This window comes from Clostridium simiarum (assembly GCF_018919175.1).
Classification (GTDB): domain Bacteria; phylum Bacillota; class Clostridia; order Clostridiales; family Clostridiaceae; genus Clostridium_L; species Clostridium_L simiarum.
This window is the reverse complement of record NZ_JAHLQL010000002.1, coordinates 22,775-40,642: the sequence shown is the minus strand read 5'-3', so window position 1 is coordinate 40,642 and position 17,868 is coordinate 22,775. Positions and strand designations below refer to the sequence as shown.

20 protein-coding genes, 1 tRNA gene and 1 other annotated feature are annotated in these 17,868 nt (G+C 31.8%); of the genes, 1 reads left to right on the top strand and 20 read right to left on the bottom strand.

Annotated features, from left to right (window positions below; all coding sequences use genetic code 11):
- Nucleotides 1-236: 236 nt before the first annotated feature.
- The 19 genes from rplL to KQI89_RS08035 all read right to left on the bottom strand — a co-directional run bounded on the left by rplL (nt 237) and on the right by KQI89_RS08035 (nt 15,977).
- Complete coding sequence (gene rplL, locus KQI89_RS08125; RefSeq protein WP_032120387.1) at nt 237-599, bottom strand: 50S ribosomal protein L7/L12; 363 nt, start codon at nt 597-599, stop codon at nt 237-239.
- Nucleotides 600-654: 55 nt separating this feature from the next.
- The gene (rplJ, locus tag KQI89_RS08120; protein ID WP_032120386.1) at nt 655-1,158 is read right to left on the bottom strand and encodes a 50S ribosomal protein L10; all 504 of its coding nucleotides are present in this window, start codon (nt 1,156-1,158) and stop codon (nt 655-657) included.
- Nucleotides 1,159-1,190: 32 nt separating this feature from the next.
- Nucleotides 1,191-1,320: a sequence feature (ribosomal protein L10 leader region), on the bottom strand.
- 43 nt (nt 1,321-1,363) lie between these two features.
- Complete coding sequence (gene rplA, locus KQI89_RS08115) at nt 1,364-2,053, bottom strand: 50S ribosomal protein L1 (RefSeq protein ID WP_035324440.1); 690 nt, start codon at nt 2,051-2,053, stop codon at nt 1,364-1,366.
- Nucleotides 2,054-2,117: 64 nt separating this feature from the next.
- Nucleotides 2,118-2,543 carry a 50S ribosomal protein L11 gene (gene rplK / locus KQI89_RS08110; RefSeq protein ID WP_032120384.1) on the bottom strand — a complete coding sequence of 142 codons (426 nt, stop codon included), beginning with the start codon at nt 2,541-2,543 and terminating at the stop codon, nt 2,118-2,120.
- Between the two features lie 77 nt (nt 2,544-2,620).
- Nucleotides 2,621-3,142, bottom strand: a complete 522-nt coding sequence (gene nusG, locus KQI89_RS08105) for a transcription termination/antitermination protein NusG (protein ID WP_216456719.1) — start codon at nt 3,140-3,142, stop codon at nt 2,621-2,623.
- A 36-nt stretch (nt 3,143-3,178) separates the two neighbouring features.
- The gene (secE, locus tag KQI89_RS08100) at nt 3,179-3,415 is read right to left on the bottom strand and encodes a preprotein translocase subunit SecE (protein WP_216456718.1); all 237 of its coding nucleotides are present in this window, start codon (nt 3,413-3,415) and stop codon (nt 3,179-3,181) included.
- Nucleotides 3,416-3,445: 30 nt separating this feature from the next.
- Nucleotides 3,446-3,595: a 50S ribosomal protein L33 gene (gene rpmG / locus KQI89_RS08095; protein ID WP_081923153.1), complete on the bottom strand. Its 150-nt coding sequence runs from the start codon at nt 3,593-3,595 to the stop codon at nt 3,446-3,448.
- A gap of 167 nt (nt 3,596-3,762) precedes the next feature.
- The gene (gene tuf, locus KQI89_RS08090; RefSeq protein WP_216456717.1) at nt 3,763-4,956 is read right to left on the bottom strand and encodes an elongation factor Tu; all 1,194 of its coding nucleotides are present in this window, start codon (nt 4,954-4,956) and stop codon (nt 3,763-3,765) included.
- 72 nt (nt 4,957-5,028) lie between these two features.
- Nucleotides 5,029-5,104, bottom strand: a tRNA-Thr gene (locus KQI89_RS08085).
- Between the two features lie 156 nt (nt 5,105-5,260).
- Nucleotides 5,261-5,902: an RNA polymerase sporulation sigma factor SigH gene (gene sigH, locus KQI89_RS08080; RefSeq protein ID WP_032123652.1), complete on the bottom strand. Its 642-nt coding sequence runs from the start codon at nt 5,900-5,902 to the stop codon at nt 5,261-5,263.
- A gap of 71 nt (nt 5,903-5,973) precedes the next feature.
- Nucleotides 5,974-6,483: an NYN domain-containing protein gene (locus tag KQI89_RS08075; RefSeq protein ID WP_216456716.1), complete on the bottom strand. Its 510-nt coding sequence runs from the start codon at nt 6,481-6,483 to the stop codon at nt 5,974-5,976.
- Between the two features lie 2 nt (nt 6,484-6,485).
- Complete coding sequence (gene rlmB, locus KQI89_RS08070) at nt 6,486-7,316, bottom strand: 23S rRNA (guanosine(2251)-2'-O)-methyltransferase RlmB (RefSeq protein ID WP_216456715.1); 831 nt, start codon at nt 7,314-7,316, stop codon at nt 6,486-6,488.
- Nucleotides 7,317-7,329: 13 nt separating this feature from the next.
- Nucleotides 7,330-7,755 carry a Mini-ribonuclease 3 gene (locus tag KQI89_RS08065; protein ID WP_216456714.1) on the bottom strand — a complete coding sequence of 142 codons (426 nt, stop codon included), beginning with the start codon at nt 7,753-7,755 and terminating at the stop codon, nt 7,330-7,332.
- 302 nt (nt 7,756-8,057) lie between these two features.
- On the bottom strand, nt 8,058-8,651 hold the full coding sequence (rpsD, locus tag KQI89_RS08060; RefSeq protein ID WP_216456713.1) for a 30S ribosomal protein S4: 594 nt from the start codon (nt 8,649-8,651) through the stop codon (nt 8,058-8,060).
- 286 nt (nt 8,652-8,937) lie between these two features.
- Entirely contained in the window at nt 8,938-10,722 is a 1,785-nt protein-coding gene (locus KQI89_RS08055) for a penicillin-binding transpeptidase domain-containing protein (RefSeq protein ID WP_216456712.1), read from the bottom strand.
- 114 nt (nt 10,723-10,836) lie between these two features.
- Nucleotides 10,837-12,234 carry a cysteine--tRNA ligase gene (gene cysS, locus KQI89_RS08050; RefSeq protein ID WP_216456711.1) on the bottom strand — a complete coding sequence of 466 codons (1,398 nt, stop codon included), beginning with the start codon at nt 12,232-12,234 and terminating at the stop codon, nt 10,837-10,839.
- A gap of 95 nt (nt 12,235-12,329) precedes the next feature.
- On the bottom strand, nt 12,330-14,015 hold the full coding sequence (gene proS / locus KQI89_RS08045) for a proline--tRNA ligase (RefSeq protein WP_216456710.1): 1,686 nt from the start codon (nt 14,013-14,015) through the stop codon (nt 12,330-12,332).
- Nucleotides 14,016-14,163: 148 nt separating this feature from the next.
- Nucleotides 14,164-14,841, bottom strand: coding sequence for a 2-C-methyl-D-erythritol 4-phosphate cytidylyltransferase (gene ispD / locus KQI89_RS08040; protein WP_032123645.1), 678 nt, complete (start codon nt 14,839-14,841; stop codon nt 14,164-14,166).
- A gap of 35 nt (nt 14,842-14,876) precedes the next feature.
- On the bottom strand, nt 14,877-15,977 hold the full coding sequence (locus KQI89_RS08035; protein WP_032123644.1) for a PIN/TRAM domain-containing protein: 1,101 nt from the start codon (nt 15,975-15,977) through the stop codon (nt 14,877-14,879).
- Between the two features lie 346 nt (nt 15,978-16,323).
- On the opposite strand from KQI89_RS08035, the gene KQI89_RS08030 reads away from it, so the two are divergent.
- On the top strand, nt 16,324-16,722 hold the full coding sequence (locus KQI89_RS08030; RefSeq protein WP_032123643.1) for a nucleoside triphosphate pyrophosphohydrolase family protein: 399 nt from the start codon (nt 16,324-16,326) through the stop codon (nt 16,720-16,722).
- A 54-nt stretch (nt 16,723-16,776) separates the two neighbouring features.
- Here KQI89_RS08030 and disA read toward each other — a convergent pair whose 3' ends face one another.
- Nucleotides 16,777-17,841 carry a DNA integrity scanning diadenylate cyclase DisA gene (gene disA, locus KQI89_RS08025; RefSeq protein WP_032123642.1) on the bottom strand — a complete coding sequence of 355 codons (1,065 nt, stop codon included), beginning with the start codon at nt 17,839-17,841 and terminating at the stop codon, nt 16,777-16,779.
- Nucleotides 17,842-17,868 lie beyond the last annotated feature (27 nt).

Here is a 17,868-nt window from a genome sequence, read left to right as displayed (position 1 = left end):
TTTCTTTAAGAATTTTTGCTTCTGGATTGCATACACATCATCATATTAGTATAACCAATTGTGTCAAAAAAAATCATCATATCGCTGAAATATTGAAATATATTATTACTTTGAATATACTTCCCCATATTCAACGGTACATTAAATAATAGTATCATAATAAATATTAGCCGTCAATAGGAAATACTTTAAAAAAGAGGCACTTTAACTATAAAGCGCCTCTTATGTATATACTACTACTTAACTTCTACTGTAGCACCAACTTCTGAAAGTTTAGTTTTGATTTCTTCAGCTTCTTCTTTAGAAACTCCTTCTTTTAATGTCTTAGGAGCTCCGTCTACAACTTCTTTAGCTTCTTTTAATCCTAATCCAGTTATTTCTCTAACAGCCTTTATAACTTTTATCTTTTCTGATCCAGCACTTGCTAATACTACATCAAATTCAGTCTTTTCTTCAGCAGCTGCTGCTGGAGCTCCACCTGCTACCGCAACTGGTGCTGCAGCACTTACTCCAAATTCTTCTTCACAAGCAGTAACTAATTCGTTTAATTCTAATACACTCATTTCTTTTATAGCTTGAATTATTTCTTCTCTTGTCATTTAAATACACCTCCGAATTTTCTATCTAATAATAATTAATGTTTTGATAATTGAATTACTCAGCTGATTCGCTTTCTTTCTTTTCTTTAATCGCATTTAACAAGTAAGCTAAATTTGATAATGGAGCTTTGAAGCTTCCAAGAAGTTTTGCAATAAGAACTTCTTTTGGTGGTATTGATGCAAGTTGTTTAACTTTATTAGCATCGTATACTTCACCTTGAACAACACCAGCTTTCAACTCAAGCTTCTTATGATCTTTAGCAAAATCGCTAAGTATTCTAGCTGGAACAGTAACATCTTCATAGCCTAATGCTATAGAAACTGGTCCTTCTAAAAATTCAACCATTCCATCTAAGCCTAAGTCTTTTGCAGCAAGAGCAACTAATGAATTTTTATAAACTTTATATTCTACACCAGCTTCTCTTAATTTCTTTCTAAGCTCTGTATCTTCTTCAACTGTTAATCCTTGATAATCAGTAAGTACAACAGCTTGAGCTTTTTCTAATTTTTCTCTTATTTCAGCAACTTTAGCTTCTTTTAATTGTCTATTCTTATTCACTGTGTGTCCACCTCCTCACAGTTTCCACTGCTTTTTATAATAACAAAGGCCTTCTCGCAGACGTGAGAAGACCTATAATTATCTCTATTATTGGGTCCTCGGTAGGTAGTTAAACTATTATGCTTTCGCACCTACTGTCTACGGAATATCTTTATTTAATTTTCAACAAAAGAAATTATACTATATGTATTAACCTTTGTCAATACTACTCTAAAACTTTTGTTGGATTTATTTTCACTCCAGGTCCCATAGTGCTAGAAACAGATACTGACTTAATGTATTGTCCCTTAGCAGCTGCTGGTTTAGCCTTCACCAATGCTTCCATTAATACACGGAAGTTATCCATTAGCTTATCATTTCCAAAGGATTTTTTTCCTACTGGAACGTGAACTATAGCAGTTTTATCTACTCTATATTCAACTTTACCTGCTTTTATTTCTTGAACAGCCTTTGCTACATCAAATGTAACTGTTCCTGATTTTGGGTTTGGCATTAATCCCTTAGGTCCAAGTACTCTACCTAATCTACCAACTACACCCATCATATCTGGAGTTGCAACAACTACATCATAATCGAACCAGTTTTCTTTTTGAATTTTATCAACTAGATCTTCTGCTCCTACAAATTCTGCACCAGCCGCTTCAGCTTCTTTAGCTTTATCACCCTTAGCAAAAACTAAAACTCTAACTTTCTTACCAGTTCCGTGTGGAAGCACAACTGCTCCTCTTACTTGTTGATCAGCGTGTCTAGGATCAACTCCAAGTCTTACGTGTAATTCTATTGTTTCATCGAATTTTGCTTTAGCTGTTTTTAAAGTTAAATCTACCGCTTCTGCTGGTGTATATAAAACATTTCTGTCTATTAGCTTTATGCTTTCTAGATAATTTTTACCCATTTTTCCCATTGTTAAGCCTCCTTTGTGGTATTAACGGTCCTAGCCTCCCACCAATTTACAATAATTAGTCTTCTACAACTATTCCCATACTTTTTGCTGTTCCTTCAATCATGCTAATAGCTGTTTCTAAAGATGCTGCATTTAAATCAGGCATTTTAGTTTCTGCTATTTGCTTAACTTGTTCTCTTGTAACTTTACCAACTTTAGTTCTGTTTGGTACTCCAGATCCACTTTCAAGTCCAGCTGCTTTCTTTAATAATACCGCTGCTGGTGGTGTCTTAAGTATAAAACTGAAAGATCTATCTTGATAAACAGTTATTACAACCGGGATTATTAATCCAGCTTGATTTGCTGTTTTAGCGTTGAATTCTTTACAGAATCCCATAATATTTACTCCATGTTGTCCTAGCGCTGGTCCAACAGGTGGTGCTGGTGTTGCCTTCCCTGCAGGAAGTTGAAGTTTTATCATTCCTGTTACTTTCTTAGCCATGAGTTATTCCTCCTATACTGTGGTTATACGGGACTTTAAAAAGCCCTCCCACTTAATTAAGACCTTTAGTCTAGAATTTAATCTAATTTTTCTACTTGGTTAAAATCAAGTTCTGCAAGAGTTTCTCTTCCGAACATACTAACCAAGGCTTTAACTTTTCTTTTCTCAAGGTTTATTTCTTCTATAGTTGCCATAAATTCTTTTAAAGGACCTGAAATAACCTTGACACTTTCTCCTACCTCTAAATCGATGGATACAGGAGTTTCATATATCCCCATAGAACCCACTTCTTCATCAGTAAGCGGTACAGGTTTAGACCCTGGACCTACAAACCCAGTAACTCCTCTTGTGTTTCTTACAACATACCAAGAGTCGTCTGTCATTATCATTTTTACCAATACATATCCTGGAAATACTTTTTTCATAGTAACCTTTTTCTTTCCATCTTTTTCTTCTACGGACTCTTCCATAGGAACTTGTACGTCATGTATTAACTCATGCAAGTTTCTATTTTCAATGGTTTTCTCAAGGTTAGCTTTTACTTTATTTTCATATCCTGAATACGTATGTACTACATACCATCTAGCTTTTTCACTCATAATATTCGGGACGAATTCTCATCCCAACCTCCTTTTTTACTTTAATTTGAAAATTAACTTAAAGAGGTTTTTAAATAAAAGATCTACTGCGCCTATAAAGACAATGTATAACAAACAAAAGCTAATGACAGCTAAAAAGGCCTTTTTAATGTCTTTTTTAACTGGCCAGCTTATCCTCTTAAATTCTGACTTAACTTCTCTAAGAAAATTAGTCTTTTGATTTGATTTATTGCCTGTACTCTTAACCACTTTGTTTTTTTCATCCACAGCCATAAATTCACATCCTTAAGGTTTCTAAGCGCGCTATTTTGTCTCTTTATGAAGTGTGTGCTTTTTACAGAATTTGCAGTATTTCTTCATTTCTAATCTGTCTGGGTCGTTCTTTTTGTTTTTCATTGAGTTGTAGTTTCTCTGCTTGCACTCTGTGCATGCTAAAGTTATCTTCACTCTCACCTTGTGCACCTCCAGTATTTTCGTATATAACCATAAGAACTCTACTGCTCTTATACTCGTTTTTACGCATTACCTTAATAATTTATCATAATTAAAGCTCTATGTCAACTTTAAACTTATGTAAAGGACTAGGTTTTTAAACCCAGCCCCGTTATGTTCTAAGACGATTATTCAACTATTTTAGTAACAACGCCTGAACCAACTGTTCTTCCGCCTTCTCTTATAGCGAATCTTAGTCCTTCGTCCATTGCTACTGGGTTTATTAATTCAACATTCATATCTATGTGATCCCCTGGCATTACCATTTCCATTCCGTCTGGTAATTTGATTGATCCTGTTACGTCTGTTGTTCTGAAATAGAATTGTGGTCTGTATCCATCAAAGAATGGTGTATGTCTTCCACCTTCTTCTTTCTTTAATACGTAAACTTGACCTACAAATTTCTTGTGTGGGTTTACGCTTCCTGGTTTTGCTAATACTTGACCTCTTTCGATTTCTGTTCTTTGTATTCCTCTTAATAATGCTCCTATATTGTCTCCTGCTTGTGCTTCATCTAGTAACTTTCTGAACATTTCTACTCCAGTTACTACTACTTTTCTCTTATCTTCTGATAGTCCGATTAATTCTACTTCGTCTCCTACATGTAAAATTCCTCTTTCTACTCTTCCTGTTGCAACTGTTCCTCTTCCTGTTATTGTAAATACATCTTCTACTGGCATTAAGAATGGTTTGTCAGTTGCTCTTTCTGGTGTTGGAATGTAGCTATCTACTGCATCCATTAAGTCTAATATCGGCTTAATTACTGCTTCATCTGTTGGATTTTCTAATGCTTTTAATGCTGATCCTGCGATTATTGGTGTATCGTCTCCTGGGAAGTTGTATTCGCTTAATAGCTCTCTTACTTCCATTTCAACTAACTCTAATAATTCTGCATCGTCTACCATATCTGCTTTATTTAAGAATACTACTATATAGTCAACACCAACTCTTGATGCTAGTAGTATATGTTCTCTTGTTTGTGGCATTGGACCGTCTGCTGCTGATACAACTAAGATCGCTCCATCCATTTGTGCTGCTCCTGTTATCATGTTCTTTACATAGTCAGCGTGTCCTGGGCAGTCAACGTGTGCATAGTGTCTGTTTTCTGTTTGGTACTCAACGTGAGAAGTATTGATTGTGATTCCTCTTTCCTTCTCTTCTGGTGCCTTATCTATTTCGTCATACTTAAATGCGTCTGCAAATCCCTTGTTTGCTAATACTGATGTTATTGCTGCTGTTAATGTTGTCTTACCGTGGTCTACGTGTCCTATTGTTCCAATATTAACGTGAGGTTTACTTCTTTCAAATTTTGCTTTTGACATTTATAATTTCCTCCTTATCCTTTATTTCATTTGCAATAAACTTTGCCTAGTGTTTTGTGTTTTCCATATATTTGGAGCCCACGATCGGGCTCGAACCGACGACCTCCACCTTACCAAGGTGACGCTCTGCCTACTGAGCTACATGGGCAACATCTGCTGAACTGAGAAACAGATTGGTTAATCTTTATTTATTATGAATTAAAATTATTAAGTTTAAACTGCCTCTGTTCAGATATTTATATCCGATTAACCACTTTTAGATTTTACTACTAATTTTATTCCATGTCAATAATTTTTGTGCAAATTATCTGTTATTTAAACATTTTTCAAGTTTCCTCTTAACCCTTTGAAGAGCGTTGTCTATAGACTTAGCATGTCTATCTAAATCACAAGCTATTTCTTGATAGGATTTTCCATCTAAATATGACATTAAAACTTCCATTTCTAAGTCTGAAAGTACCTTTCCTATCTCTTTTTCTATATGACTCATTTCTTCCTTACTTATAACTAACTCTTCCGGGTCACTAACCTTTATACTTGACAGTACGTCTAAAAGGGTTCTGTCTGACTCTTCTTCATATATAGGTTTATTAAGAGATACATAAGTATTTAAAGGAATATGTTTTTGTCGGGTAGCTGTTTTAATTGCGGTTATTATTTGCCTTGTTACACAAAGTTCTGCAAAAGCTTTAAAGGAAGCTAATTTATCTGGTCTGAAATCTCTTATAGCTTTATATAATCCTATCATTCCCTCTTGATATATATCCTCTCTGTCTGCCCCTATCAAAAAATAGGATTTAGCCTTTGCTTTTACAAAATTTTCATATTTATTTATAAGATATTCTTGGGCTCTTACATTTCCTTTTTTGGCCTCTACAACAATCTCTTCATCAAGCATATCTTGATAAGGAGAAAAATTTTTAGCAGCACTACCCCTCTTCTCCATCGCTCTCCCTCCAAATCATGTACATCATGTATTTAATTATAAGCTAGCGTAAAGCTTTAAGTCAAGGTATTTCAACGGCTTCTACGAATTTTCTCAAGTTTTTCCAATATATTCTTATCTATCCTATCTTCCAACAAATTCCTCTGTGAAGATGTGACTTTTTCCGCATTAACCATTATTTTACTTTCTATTTCTTTTACCTCATAATAAAATTCCAAAGAGGAAACTCTTATAGCTCCCCTTTGGAAAGCAACTTGCTGTTCTAAGGAGTCAGAAGTTACTACAGCAACTTCTGTTTTTCTTCCTATATTGTTTACGGATTTTTCTATGTAACTATCTGCTGTTTCACCATCTTTAGTAAATACCACTATTACATTTCCTATTTTCTCTTTTTTCTCTAAAGCACCTGAAACCTTGTGAGCATCAAATACCAAAAAGATTTTATGTCCTTTAAAACTAGAATAATTTTGCATATAATCTGTAAGCTTTTGTCTTGCGGCTTCATAGCTATATTCTTTCATCGCTCTTAATTCTGACCAGCTATTTATAACATTATAGCCATCTACAAAAACAATTCGCACAATTATTCCTCAAATCTACTCTTTAGAACTTCATACATTAATATTCCAGCCGCTACTGAGGCATTAAGAGAATTTAACTTTCCAGCCATAGGTATACTTACAATTACATCACATTTTTCTCTGGTTAATTTAGAAATACCTTTCCCTTCGCTACCTATAACTAATGCTACAGCACCCTTAAAATCCACATTATGACTATATTGGTCTCCTTCCATATCAGCTCCATATATCCATATTCCTTTTTCTTTTAATTTCTGTATGGTGGAATTAATATTAGTAACCTTAGCCACTTTCATATGTTCTGCAGCACCAGCAGAAGTTTTATATACAGTAGCAGTAACCCCTACGTTTCTTCTTTTTGGTATTATTATACCGTGTGCACCACATAATTCTGCAGTTCTTATTATAGATCCTAAATTATGCGGATCTTCAATTTCATCTAATATAACTATAAATGGATCCTCACCCTTTTCCTCTGCATTTTTCAATATATCTTCTACACTATAATAATTATATGGAGTTATAAGAGCTATAACACCTTGATGATTTCCCGTTTGAGAAATGGAATTTAGCTTTTGTCTATCTACCTCTTTAATTACTATAGACTTTTCTTTGGCTAATGATAGTATAGAATTTATAGATCCTTCTCTTTCTCCTTTTGCAACCCATAATTGCTCAATGGTTCTTTCAGATTTCAAAACCTCTATAACAGCATTTCTTCCTTCGATTAAGTCTTCTCTTTCTTTGGAATCTTTATTTTTATTATCTGAATATACTTTACTTTCTTTTCTTGGAGCTTTCTTTTCTTTTATATATGATTTTTTTTCTTTCATAATATTATTCTCCTTAACTATTTAATGATTTCAAATCCAATTTTATGGTTTCTTCAAGAATAAATTTCAACCTGTCTTCTTGACCTGTTAGGTACAGATATCCTAAAAGTGCTTCAAATCCACTAGCATTTCTATAATCCTTAACATCAGCATTTTTAGGTACTGTATGAGACTTCGTATTTCTCCCTCTTTTATATATATAAATTTCCTCTTCATTAAGCTCTTCCTTAAGTGCATTCACTATTTTACTTTGAGCAGAAGCTTTAACATAAGCTATAGCTCTAATATGTATTTTATGAGCTGAAAGCTCTCCATTCTGATCTAAAATATAATTTCTTATAAATAGCTCAAATACAGCATCACCAATTAGAGCCAATGTTAATGGGTTTAGTGTCTTTGCCTCTTGTATATCATATTTTCTGCTTTTTAAATAATCCATCTTAATTCTCCTTGACACTATTTTAGTATAGATTAATTATTACTCATATTTAAAATAATCTCAACCAAAATATAAATATTCCTATATAAAATATGCTATCTTAATATAAATAACAGAAAGATATTTTATATAGAAATATATTATACAACTTAAAATAGCAAAATCACACTATAAAAATAAAACTCTAAATTCATTATGATTATACATAAATAAATTTAGAGTTCTTTATAATTCTTTTTAACTATATATATGTAAGTTTATTTACATATATAATATTGTACCTAAAGTCACCTTTTTAATCTTTATTTAGAATAATATTCAACTATTAATTGTTCATTAATCTCTATTGGCAACTCATTTCTTTCAGGTAATCTTTTGAGAGTTCCCTCAAAGTTTTCCTCATCTCTATCTATATAAGGCAAGCTGAGTACATATGTGTTTTGAAAATTATCCTTGAATAAGTCCACATTTCTAGAAGATTCCCTAAGTGCTATTTTATCTCCTACCTTAACTTCATAAGAAGGTATGTCTACCTTATTCCCATTAACTCTTATATGTCCGTGACTTACCATTTGTCTTGCTTGTCTAATAGATGAAGCGAATCCCATTCTGTATATCATGTTATCTAATCTACATTCTAAATTTCTAAGTAACACTTCACCAGGCATTTCTTTGCTTTTCAACGCCTTATCTACATATCTTTTAAACTGTTTCTCCAAAACTCCGTAATAAGCTCTTAGCCTTTGTTTTTCTAAAAGTTGTACTCCATAATCAGATAGTTTTTTATCCGCTCTGCTAGTTCCTTTTGCAGATCTTTTCATTGCCTTTGGATGCCCACTTACATTTAAACCCAACCTTCTGCATTGTTTAAAACGTGGTCCCATCATTTTCGCCATAATATACCTCCATATAAATGAATTGCCGCGGTAAATTATTGCCTTAAAATAATATATCATATCCATGATAAATTGAAAATGATTATCATTTCTTCTATTTCCTTGTTATATTAAATTAATCTTATAATTCTCTCTGTACTTGCTTTATCCTCTTATTTCTTATTTTACTTTAAATAATTTTCAAGCTGAGAATCTAATTGTATTCTCAGCTTTATGAAAGACTAAAAGATACTTATTAAATTGGTTTAATTACAATTCCTCTTTTAAAATCAACTATACAATTACATTACTGCTCAGGTTTTATAGCTAATTGGTTAAATATCTCTTCAAATAATTCTTTAGCTACAGGCGAAGCTATTATACCTCCAAAATATTCTTTCTCAGGCTCATCAATTCCTATAAACACACTCACCTTAGGATCATTATACGGAGCTGCCCCTACAAAGGAAGCATATTTTTTTTCTGAATAACCTTTTCCACCTATATTAGCTTTTTCTGCTGTTCCTGTCTTTCCTGCTATACCGTAACCTTCTATATAAGCTTGTTTTCCTGATCCCTTAGATACAGTTTCTTCTAACATTCGTGCTACTTCATTTGCTGTAGATTTACTTATTACCTGCCTTTGATTTTTCTCTTCATATTCGCCCACCTTTGTTTTTTCACCATGCTTATCCACACTAAAAACTTCTTTCATAAAATGCGGAGTAGTATATATTCCATCATTCATTATGGTATTCAGTGCTGCAAGTACTTGTATAGCTGAAACTGCATCAGTTTGACCAAAGGCTATAGTTGCAAGATCCAAATCTGTCATTTTATCTGCTGGTTTAATTATTCCAGCGGCCTCTCCTGTTAAATCTATTCCTAAAGGCTTTCCAAACCCAAAATCATATATGTATTTATTCAGTTTTTCTTGGCCTAACCTTTTACCTAACTCAACAAAACCTGGATTACAGGAATTTTCTAAGATATCTATTAATTTTTGTGCTCCATGACCTTCTGGTTTCCAACAATTTAGCCTAACTCCATTAATTATACTAAACCCCTTACAATAAAAACTATCATCAACAAAAGTTAACTTTTCCTCTAAGGCAGCGGAAGTTGTTACTATTTTAAAAGTTGATCCAGGTTCAAAAACATCATTAACAGCCTTGTTTCTCCAAAGATGTTGAAGTTCATCATTATTTGTTATACCCTTTCTTGGATCGTTTGGATTAAAGTCTGGTTTGTTAACCATAGCTAATATTTCACCATTTTTAGGGTTACTTACAATAATAGTCACTCCTTTAGCCTTATTATCCTTCATAGCTTTATCAGCAATAGCTTCTGCGGCGTACTGTATATTTTCATCTACGGTTAAAGCTAAGTCTTTTCCATTTATAGGTTCTGTGTAAATCGCATCCTCATAAGGTAATTCATAAGAATTCTTATCCATTTCAGATATTCTTATTCCTGGTACACCTGTAAGTTCTTTATCATAATATTTTTCTAAACCAAAAACCCCTTCATCTTCTAAGTTCACTATTCCTAAAGCATGAGCTAAAAAGTTATTATTGGGATAAACCCTTAAAGAATCGTTCTCTATTATTACAAAGTTATATTTTTCTTTTTTTCTAATATCCTTAAGCTTGTCTATCTTGTTTTTTTCTACTTTTCCAACTAAAGGCATACCTCTTAAAAGTCTTCCATTACCATCTCTTTTATCAAACATAGCAAAGACCTTATCATTTTCTAATCCCAATGATTCAGAAATCTTGTTAGATATATCTTCCTTAGTTTTTTTATATCGTGTGCAATATTCTTCCATAGCCACTAAATCCAAGCTAACTTTGTAAACATCGGCACTTACTGCAAGTTCTCTCCCATTCCTATCTAGTATACTCCCTCGTTTAGGAGTTATTTTTACTTGATTTAAAGATTGACTTTCTGCCCTAACCTTTAAAAAATCACTTTGGACTACCATCCTTCTAAAAAGTTGTACACCAAGAAGAAAAAATACTAGTAAAAATATAATAAGTGTGGCTTTTATCCTTGTAGGATTAGTATTATTCTTTTTTTCTTTTCTTTTCATTAATCCTTTCCTCCTATGAAGTCCTTGGAAAACTTCTGTATAGATACTATATTATATTTAAGGCTTTCAAAGCCAAAGCTTGAAAGCCTTAAATATATAGGTAATATATGTTAACTATATTTTCTTCCATCTTACTCCCTGTGGAGTATCCTCAAGTATTATTCCTCTTTCTTTAAGTTCGTCTCTTATTTTATCAGATAAAGCCCAATTTTTTTCTTTCCTTGCCTTTTGTCTTTCTTCAATTAACACTTCAATTTCTTCTTCTAAATTTCCCTTGGTAGATTTTTGAAGAATACCTAGAGGACTTCCAAGTTCCCTTATAAACTCTAATGCATAATTTACTATTTCTTTAGATGAATTAACATTTAAGTTAGTGTTTAAATCTCTAACTAAATCAAATATAACAGATATAGCATCTGCTGTATTAAAATCGTCATCCATCTTATCAATGTACTTCTCTCTATAACTTTCAATATGTTCTTTATATGACTTTTCTTCTTCTTTAATAGTCTCTTCTTTTACTTCCTGTGAAAGACTCTCAAGATTAGCTATTGCATTATATAACCTCTCTACAGAAGCCTTAGCAGCATCTAAAACCTCTATGCTAAAGTTTAATTGTGTTCTATAGTGCCCCGATAACATAAAAAACCTTACCACATCAGAAGAATAATTTTCTAATATCTCTCTAGTAGTAAAAAAGTTATTTAAAGACTTTGACATCTTTTGATTATCTACATTTACAAAAGCTGAATGTATCCAGTAATTTGCAAAAGGCTTTCCATTTTTCGTTTCACTTTGAGCTATTTCATTTTCATGATGAGGGAATACAAGATCTGACCCTCCCGCATGAATATCAATAGTCTCACCTAGTATATTATACGCCATGCAAGAGCACTCAATATGCCATCCTGGCCTTCCCATTCCCCATGGACTTTCCCAAGCTGGCTCTCCTGGCTTTTGATTTTTCCATAAAGCGAAATCCATAGGATCTTTTTTCTTATCATCTACATCTATTCTAGCGCCCGCTTGTAAGTCCTCTATATTCTGTCCTGAAAGCTTACCATATTCATTGAATTTTTTTGTGCTAAAATAAACATCTCCATCTACGGCATAAGCATATCCTTTTTCTACAAGAGCCTCTACAAAATCTACTATCTGCCCAATGTACTCAGTAGCCCTAGGATTCACTGTAGCCCTTTGTATATTTAAAGCATCTGCATCTTTAAAGTATTCATTTATATATTTATCCCCTAAATTCTTTACTGTAGTTTCTTCTTCATTTGCTTTTTTTATCATCTTATCATCTATATCTGTAAAATTTTGAACATATTTAACCTTATATCCTCTATACTCAAAATATCTTCTTATTGTATCAAAGACAATAAAAGTTCTTGCATTGCCTATATGAAAAAAATTATATACTGTAGGACCACAAACATACATCTTCACCTCTCCCTCTTTCAAAGGGATGAACTCTTCTCTTTTTCTACTAAGTGTATTATATAATTTCATAATTTCCCTCCATTCAAGCCTTAATAAACATATATAGTCCTTTTTATTTAAGATACAATAAATTATATCATAAATAATTATACTATGATTAAAAACTATATATAAGTTTTAATTTTCTCCAAAACTTTTTCTATAGGTATAATTTTAATATCCTCTTCATTTCGTACTTTAAACTCCACATTTCCTTCTTGAATCCTTTTACCTATAGTTACTCTTAAGGGTATCCCCATAAGGTCAGAATCCTTAAATTTTACACCCACTCTTTCATCTCTATCATCTAGTAACACATCTATTTTCATATTTTTTAAATCCTTATAAATCTTATTAGCTACTTCCATTATATCTTCATTATTCACAAAAACAGGTAGTATTGCAACTTTAAAGGGTGCTACATCTACTGGCCATATAATGCCATTATCGTCATTATTTTCTTCAACCATGGCCGCCATAATCCTTTCTAAGTTTAAGTTAAAGTAACTCATGTTTATAGCATGACCCTTTCCATCTTCTCCTTTGAATGTAGCTTTAATTTTATCTGAATAGTAAGTACCTAGCTTATTTGCATAACCTAAGTTTATAGTATTTTGAAAACTTAACTTATCTCCGCAACAATTGCAAAGATCTCCTTCTTTAGGAGTTTTAAAATCCCCAATAATCCCTTCAAAATCTCTACCATAATTTACGTTTATATAATGATAATCCGTTTCATTTGCTCCCACTACAAAATTTTTCATATGGGTAATTTCTTCATCTACATACAAGGAATCCACATCTATTCCTATAGGACCTGCAAATCCTGTAGCAGCTTTAGTAACCTTAAATACCCTATGCTCTTCTGCTAGTTCCAACTTGTCCTTTATACCAATAGTTTTTATAATCTTATTCTCATCCACATCCCTGTCTCCTCTTACAAGGACTGCAAGATTTTTATCTTCTATATGATATATTATAGTTTTTACTATCCTTCTGGGTTCACAATTTAAAAAACTTGCTAGCTGCTCTATAGTTTTGATATCTGGTGTTATAATCTTTTCTTTTGCCCTTTCCTCTACACTTTCATTTTCTAATAACTTTATTTCAACTCTATCTTTAGAAGCTATATATCCACATTTATGGCACCTTACTATTTCTTCTGTACCAAATTCATTTTCTAATATAAAGTTTATAGATATAAAATCTTCTGACATAGGTGATAATTTTTCTATCTTATGATACCTTAAGTTCATCCTCTCTAGTATTTTTTCATAAACTTGTATCATAGTATCAAAACCTTTTTCCATTTCAGCTTTATCTTTATACATGTAACAAAGATCATGGCTGTAAATTTCTCTACTTTTTATTAATCCATTTTTAGGTTTTTGATAGTTTACAAACTTCTTTTGAAATTGGTATAACCCCATAGGTAATTGCTTATACGATTTTATTTCATGGAATGTTGTGAAAGCATAGAGTTCTTCATTGGAATTTAATAAAGCTAAATTCTTGTTATTTTTATCTTTAATTTGAAAATTTTCTTCATTATTTAAAAACCCGAAAGTCTCTAGAAAATCCACTGGAGATAAAGATGCCATCAATACTTCTTGAACTCCTACATCTTCTATTTCTTCCCTTATTATGTTCTCTATATTTCTTAACACCCTTACTCCTAAGGGTAATAGATTATGTACTCCCGGAGCAAACTTCCTTATAATCCCTGATTTAGTCATAAGTTGATTACTAATTGATTCAACATCTGCTGATAAATCTCTTAGCGTAAATACTGGCATGATAGTAGTTTTCATAACTCTAAACTCGACTTTAAGAAGTCAAGTTTCCACCTCCCCTTTATTATTGCTTATTTATAGTTAAAAAGGTAACTTTAATATATACAATATAAAAGTTACCTTTAATTTTTTCTTTTTTAATTTTATTTACAACTAAACTTGAAAGTTATATTATAGTTTCTGCTATTTTTAAATCCTCTGGAGTAGTAATTTTTATGTTATTATAACTTCCATCATATATATAAACATTATAATCTAACAATTCTACTACCATAGTGTCATCAGTCACTGTTATTTTGTTTTCCCTTATATAATTATGACCTTCTAATATAATAGAATACTTAAAACACTGTGGAGTCTGAATAGCTACCAATTCATCTCTATTTAGAGTGGTCTTTGAGAAACCATTATTATCTACAATTTTTATAGTATCTTTAAGTTTAACCCCTGGAGCTGCTGCCCCATATAAAAATGTACTTTCTATACCTTCATTTATAAGCTCTTCATTAATGAAGGGTCTTGCTCCATCATGAATAAGTACTACATCACAGTTATCCATAGCAATTAATCCATTGTAAACTGAGTGTTGTCTCTCTTTTCCGCCTTTAACTATATGAATAGGTTTATTAAATCTATACTTTCCTAAAATATATTCTTTAAAATATTCAATCTCATCTTCAGGTAATACTAGATATATCTCATCTACCCTAGAACAACTATCAAATTTATCTAAAGTATAATAAAGCACAGGTTTTTCTTGAATGGTTAAGAACTGTTTACTGATGCTCTTATTCATCCTTTTGCCTTTTCCACCTGCCAATATAAGCGCATTTACCTTTCCCATATCCGTCCTCCTTCTGATAAAGTTATATACCAACTTTACCTTTCAAAAGCGTCCTTTTGCTTTGCAAAAATCATCCTTCCTGCAGCAGTTTGAAGTACTGACGTAACAATTACATCTATAATTTCACCTATATATTTTCTTCCACCCTCTACAACTATCATAGTGCCATCATCTAGGTATGCTACCCCCTGTCCTGATTCTTTACCATCCTTTATAACTTGTATAGTCATTTCTTCCCCTGGTAAAACTACTGGTTTTATAGCATTGGCTAATTCGTTAATATTTAATACAGGTACTCCTTGAAATTCAGCAACCTTATTTAAATTGTAATCATTTGTTATAACTTTGCCATCTAAAACTTGGGCAAGCTTTAATAATTTATTATCAACTTCAGCTATATCCGGAAAATCTTTTTCTGATATCTGTACTTCAATACTAAGTTCTTTTTGAATTTTATTTAATATATCTAAACCTCTTCTTCCTCGAGTTCTCTTTAAACTATCTGAAGAGTCAGCAATATGGCGTAGCTCTGCTAAAACAAAATTAGGAATTATTAAAACGCCCTCTATAAATCCAGTTTGACAAATATCAAATATTCTTCCATCTATTATTACAGAAGTGTCTAAAACCTTAGGAGTAGCTCTACTGCTAGATTTAGATTTCTTATCTTTTGAAGACCCTACTTTTTTGATACTACCTATAAAGGACATCATATCTTCTCTTCTTTTAATAGCTATATCTGCTCCAATTACTGCTGCAACTATGTTTATTGCTGCATAAATTATTTTACCAATTAAGCTTGTGTTTAAAACACTTGCTAAAAGTGATGAAATTATAAGTGCAATTATAGCTCCCATAGCTCCAAATAAAATCTCAATGGCCGTTAGCTTTTGCATACTTTTTTCTATATAGTCTACAACCTTAGTAACTAACTTATTAATCCAAGGAGAAATTAAAAATAGTATAAGTCCAAATAATAAAGTGGTAAAAATCAAAAATAAAATTGTTTTAAAATTAATTGTATTGAAATATCCTGTCTTCTGCAAATATTCGGTTTTAAGTAATAAAACACCAATAAAATATCCAACCACTAAACCAATTACGGTAAAAAGTGATCTTAAAACCTTTTTTAACAAGACACTCACCTCCCTTTTTAATTGTTGCCAAAAAATCGCATTTTAAATCCTTAATATTTAATATATATGAATAAATTTTCTATTGCAATAGCACCTTGTTTATTTAATAAAATATTCACTACTGTTTACATTTTACTTCATATACCTTTTTATGTAAACAAATCTATTTTTTAATACTTATGTCCCCCTATGAAAAAGTTAGTATATAAGTTAATATATACGCATAGACAAATTTAATACTTTATACAGTTCATAGCTTTATTGACAAAATTGTCTGAAAAAATCTATAATTAAATCAAAGATATAATTTAGTAGCTAGCTAATAAAATAAGGAGTTGAGACTTATATGAAAGATATAATTTTTGATGATTTTCAAAACTGCGTCAATGAATATCTTATAAGGCATAAAAGCGTTTTAGATATACTTACTAAACTTCAAGAATCAGAAGCTAGGGTTAATAGAGCTGTAGCCAAGTCAGTAACAAACTGCGGCTGTATAAAGGTAAATGCTGAAAAACAGTGTATGCCTTGCGATGAAGACTCAATAAGTGATTTAAATAACTGCCTTAAAAATCACTTGAATGGGAAACTTTGCGAAAATTGTAGAGAAGTAATAGAAAGAGAATTAGGCAATAATATATTTTATCTTAGCTCTCTATGTAATCTATTAGATTTAAATCTATATGATATATTTTTAAAAGAATATGACAGAATGCAGACCCTTGGAAAGTATGATCTTAGATAATTTTTAATTACCCCGTCATTTGTAGGACGGGGTACATTGTTTATGAAACATAGTCTAAAGCTGTTTATCTAGAGCCACTTGTTCTTTTATTCTTCTTAACCCATTTTTTATAGCCCTTGCTCTTGCTTCTCCTATTCCTTCAACTTTATCTAATTGTTCATAAGAAGCTTCAATTACAGCCTTTAATTCTTTAAAGTTCTTTACAAGGTTTTCTATAACACTAGAAGGTATTCTAGGTATTTTATTTAATATTCTGTATCCTCTAGGTGATATCAGTGTATCTACTAAAGGAACTGCAACATAACCTAAAACTTTCGAAATCAAATCTAAATCCAAAAGTTCTTCAGAGCTTAAGAGTTGTATAGATTTATATATGTCATTCTCATCTAATCCAGTTTTGCAGTAGTCTCTTATTAGCAATATTCCATCTTCTTCAACAGATTTAATAAGTTCATTTAGCTGCATAGATATAAGTCTTCCCTCATTACCTAGCTCACATATGTACCTTTCAATTTCTGACACTATTCTCATTACCATCTCTGTTCTTTGAATAGCTGTCACCACATCAAATAAGGTTGCTAAGTCTTGGAACTCTAATAAATTTAGATTGCTTATCACTCTATTTAAAACAGCTACATACTTTTCTAAAGTTTGTATGGCTTGATTAGCTTTTCCTAGTATTATGCTACTATCTCTTAGTACATATTTAATATCGCCTTTATATACTGTTATTATGTTTCTTCTTTGAGATATAGCTATAACTATATATCCTGTTTGTTTAGCTACTCTATTAGCAGTCCTATGTCTTGTACCCGTTTCATAAGTAGCTATTAAATGGTCTGGTATAAGTTGTGCATTGGCATAGAGTATTTTTTTTATATCAGAACTTATTACAATAGCTCCATCCATTTTTGCTAACTCATATACATAAGAAGGGGTATATTCGGAGTTAATTGCAAAACCTCCATCTACTATTTTTAAGATCTCTTCACTATCACCTAATACTAGTAATCCTCCAGTTTTTGCTCTTAAAATATTTTCCATTCCTTCTCTTAATAAAGTTCCAGGTCCCATTATCTTTAGTATGTTTTTTAATTCTTTATCCCTTTCTATTCTCATATAAAACCACCTTAATACTATTGCATA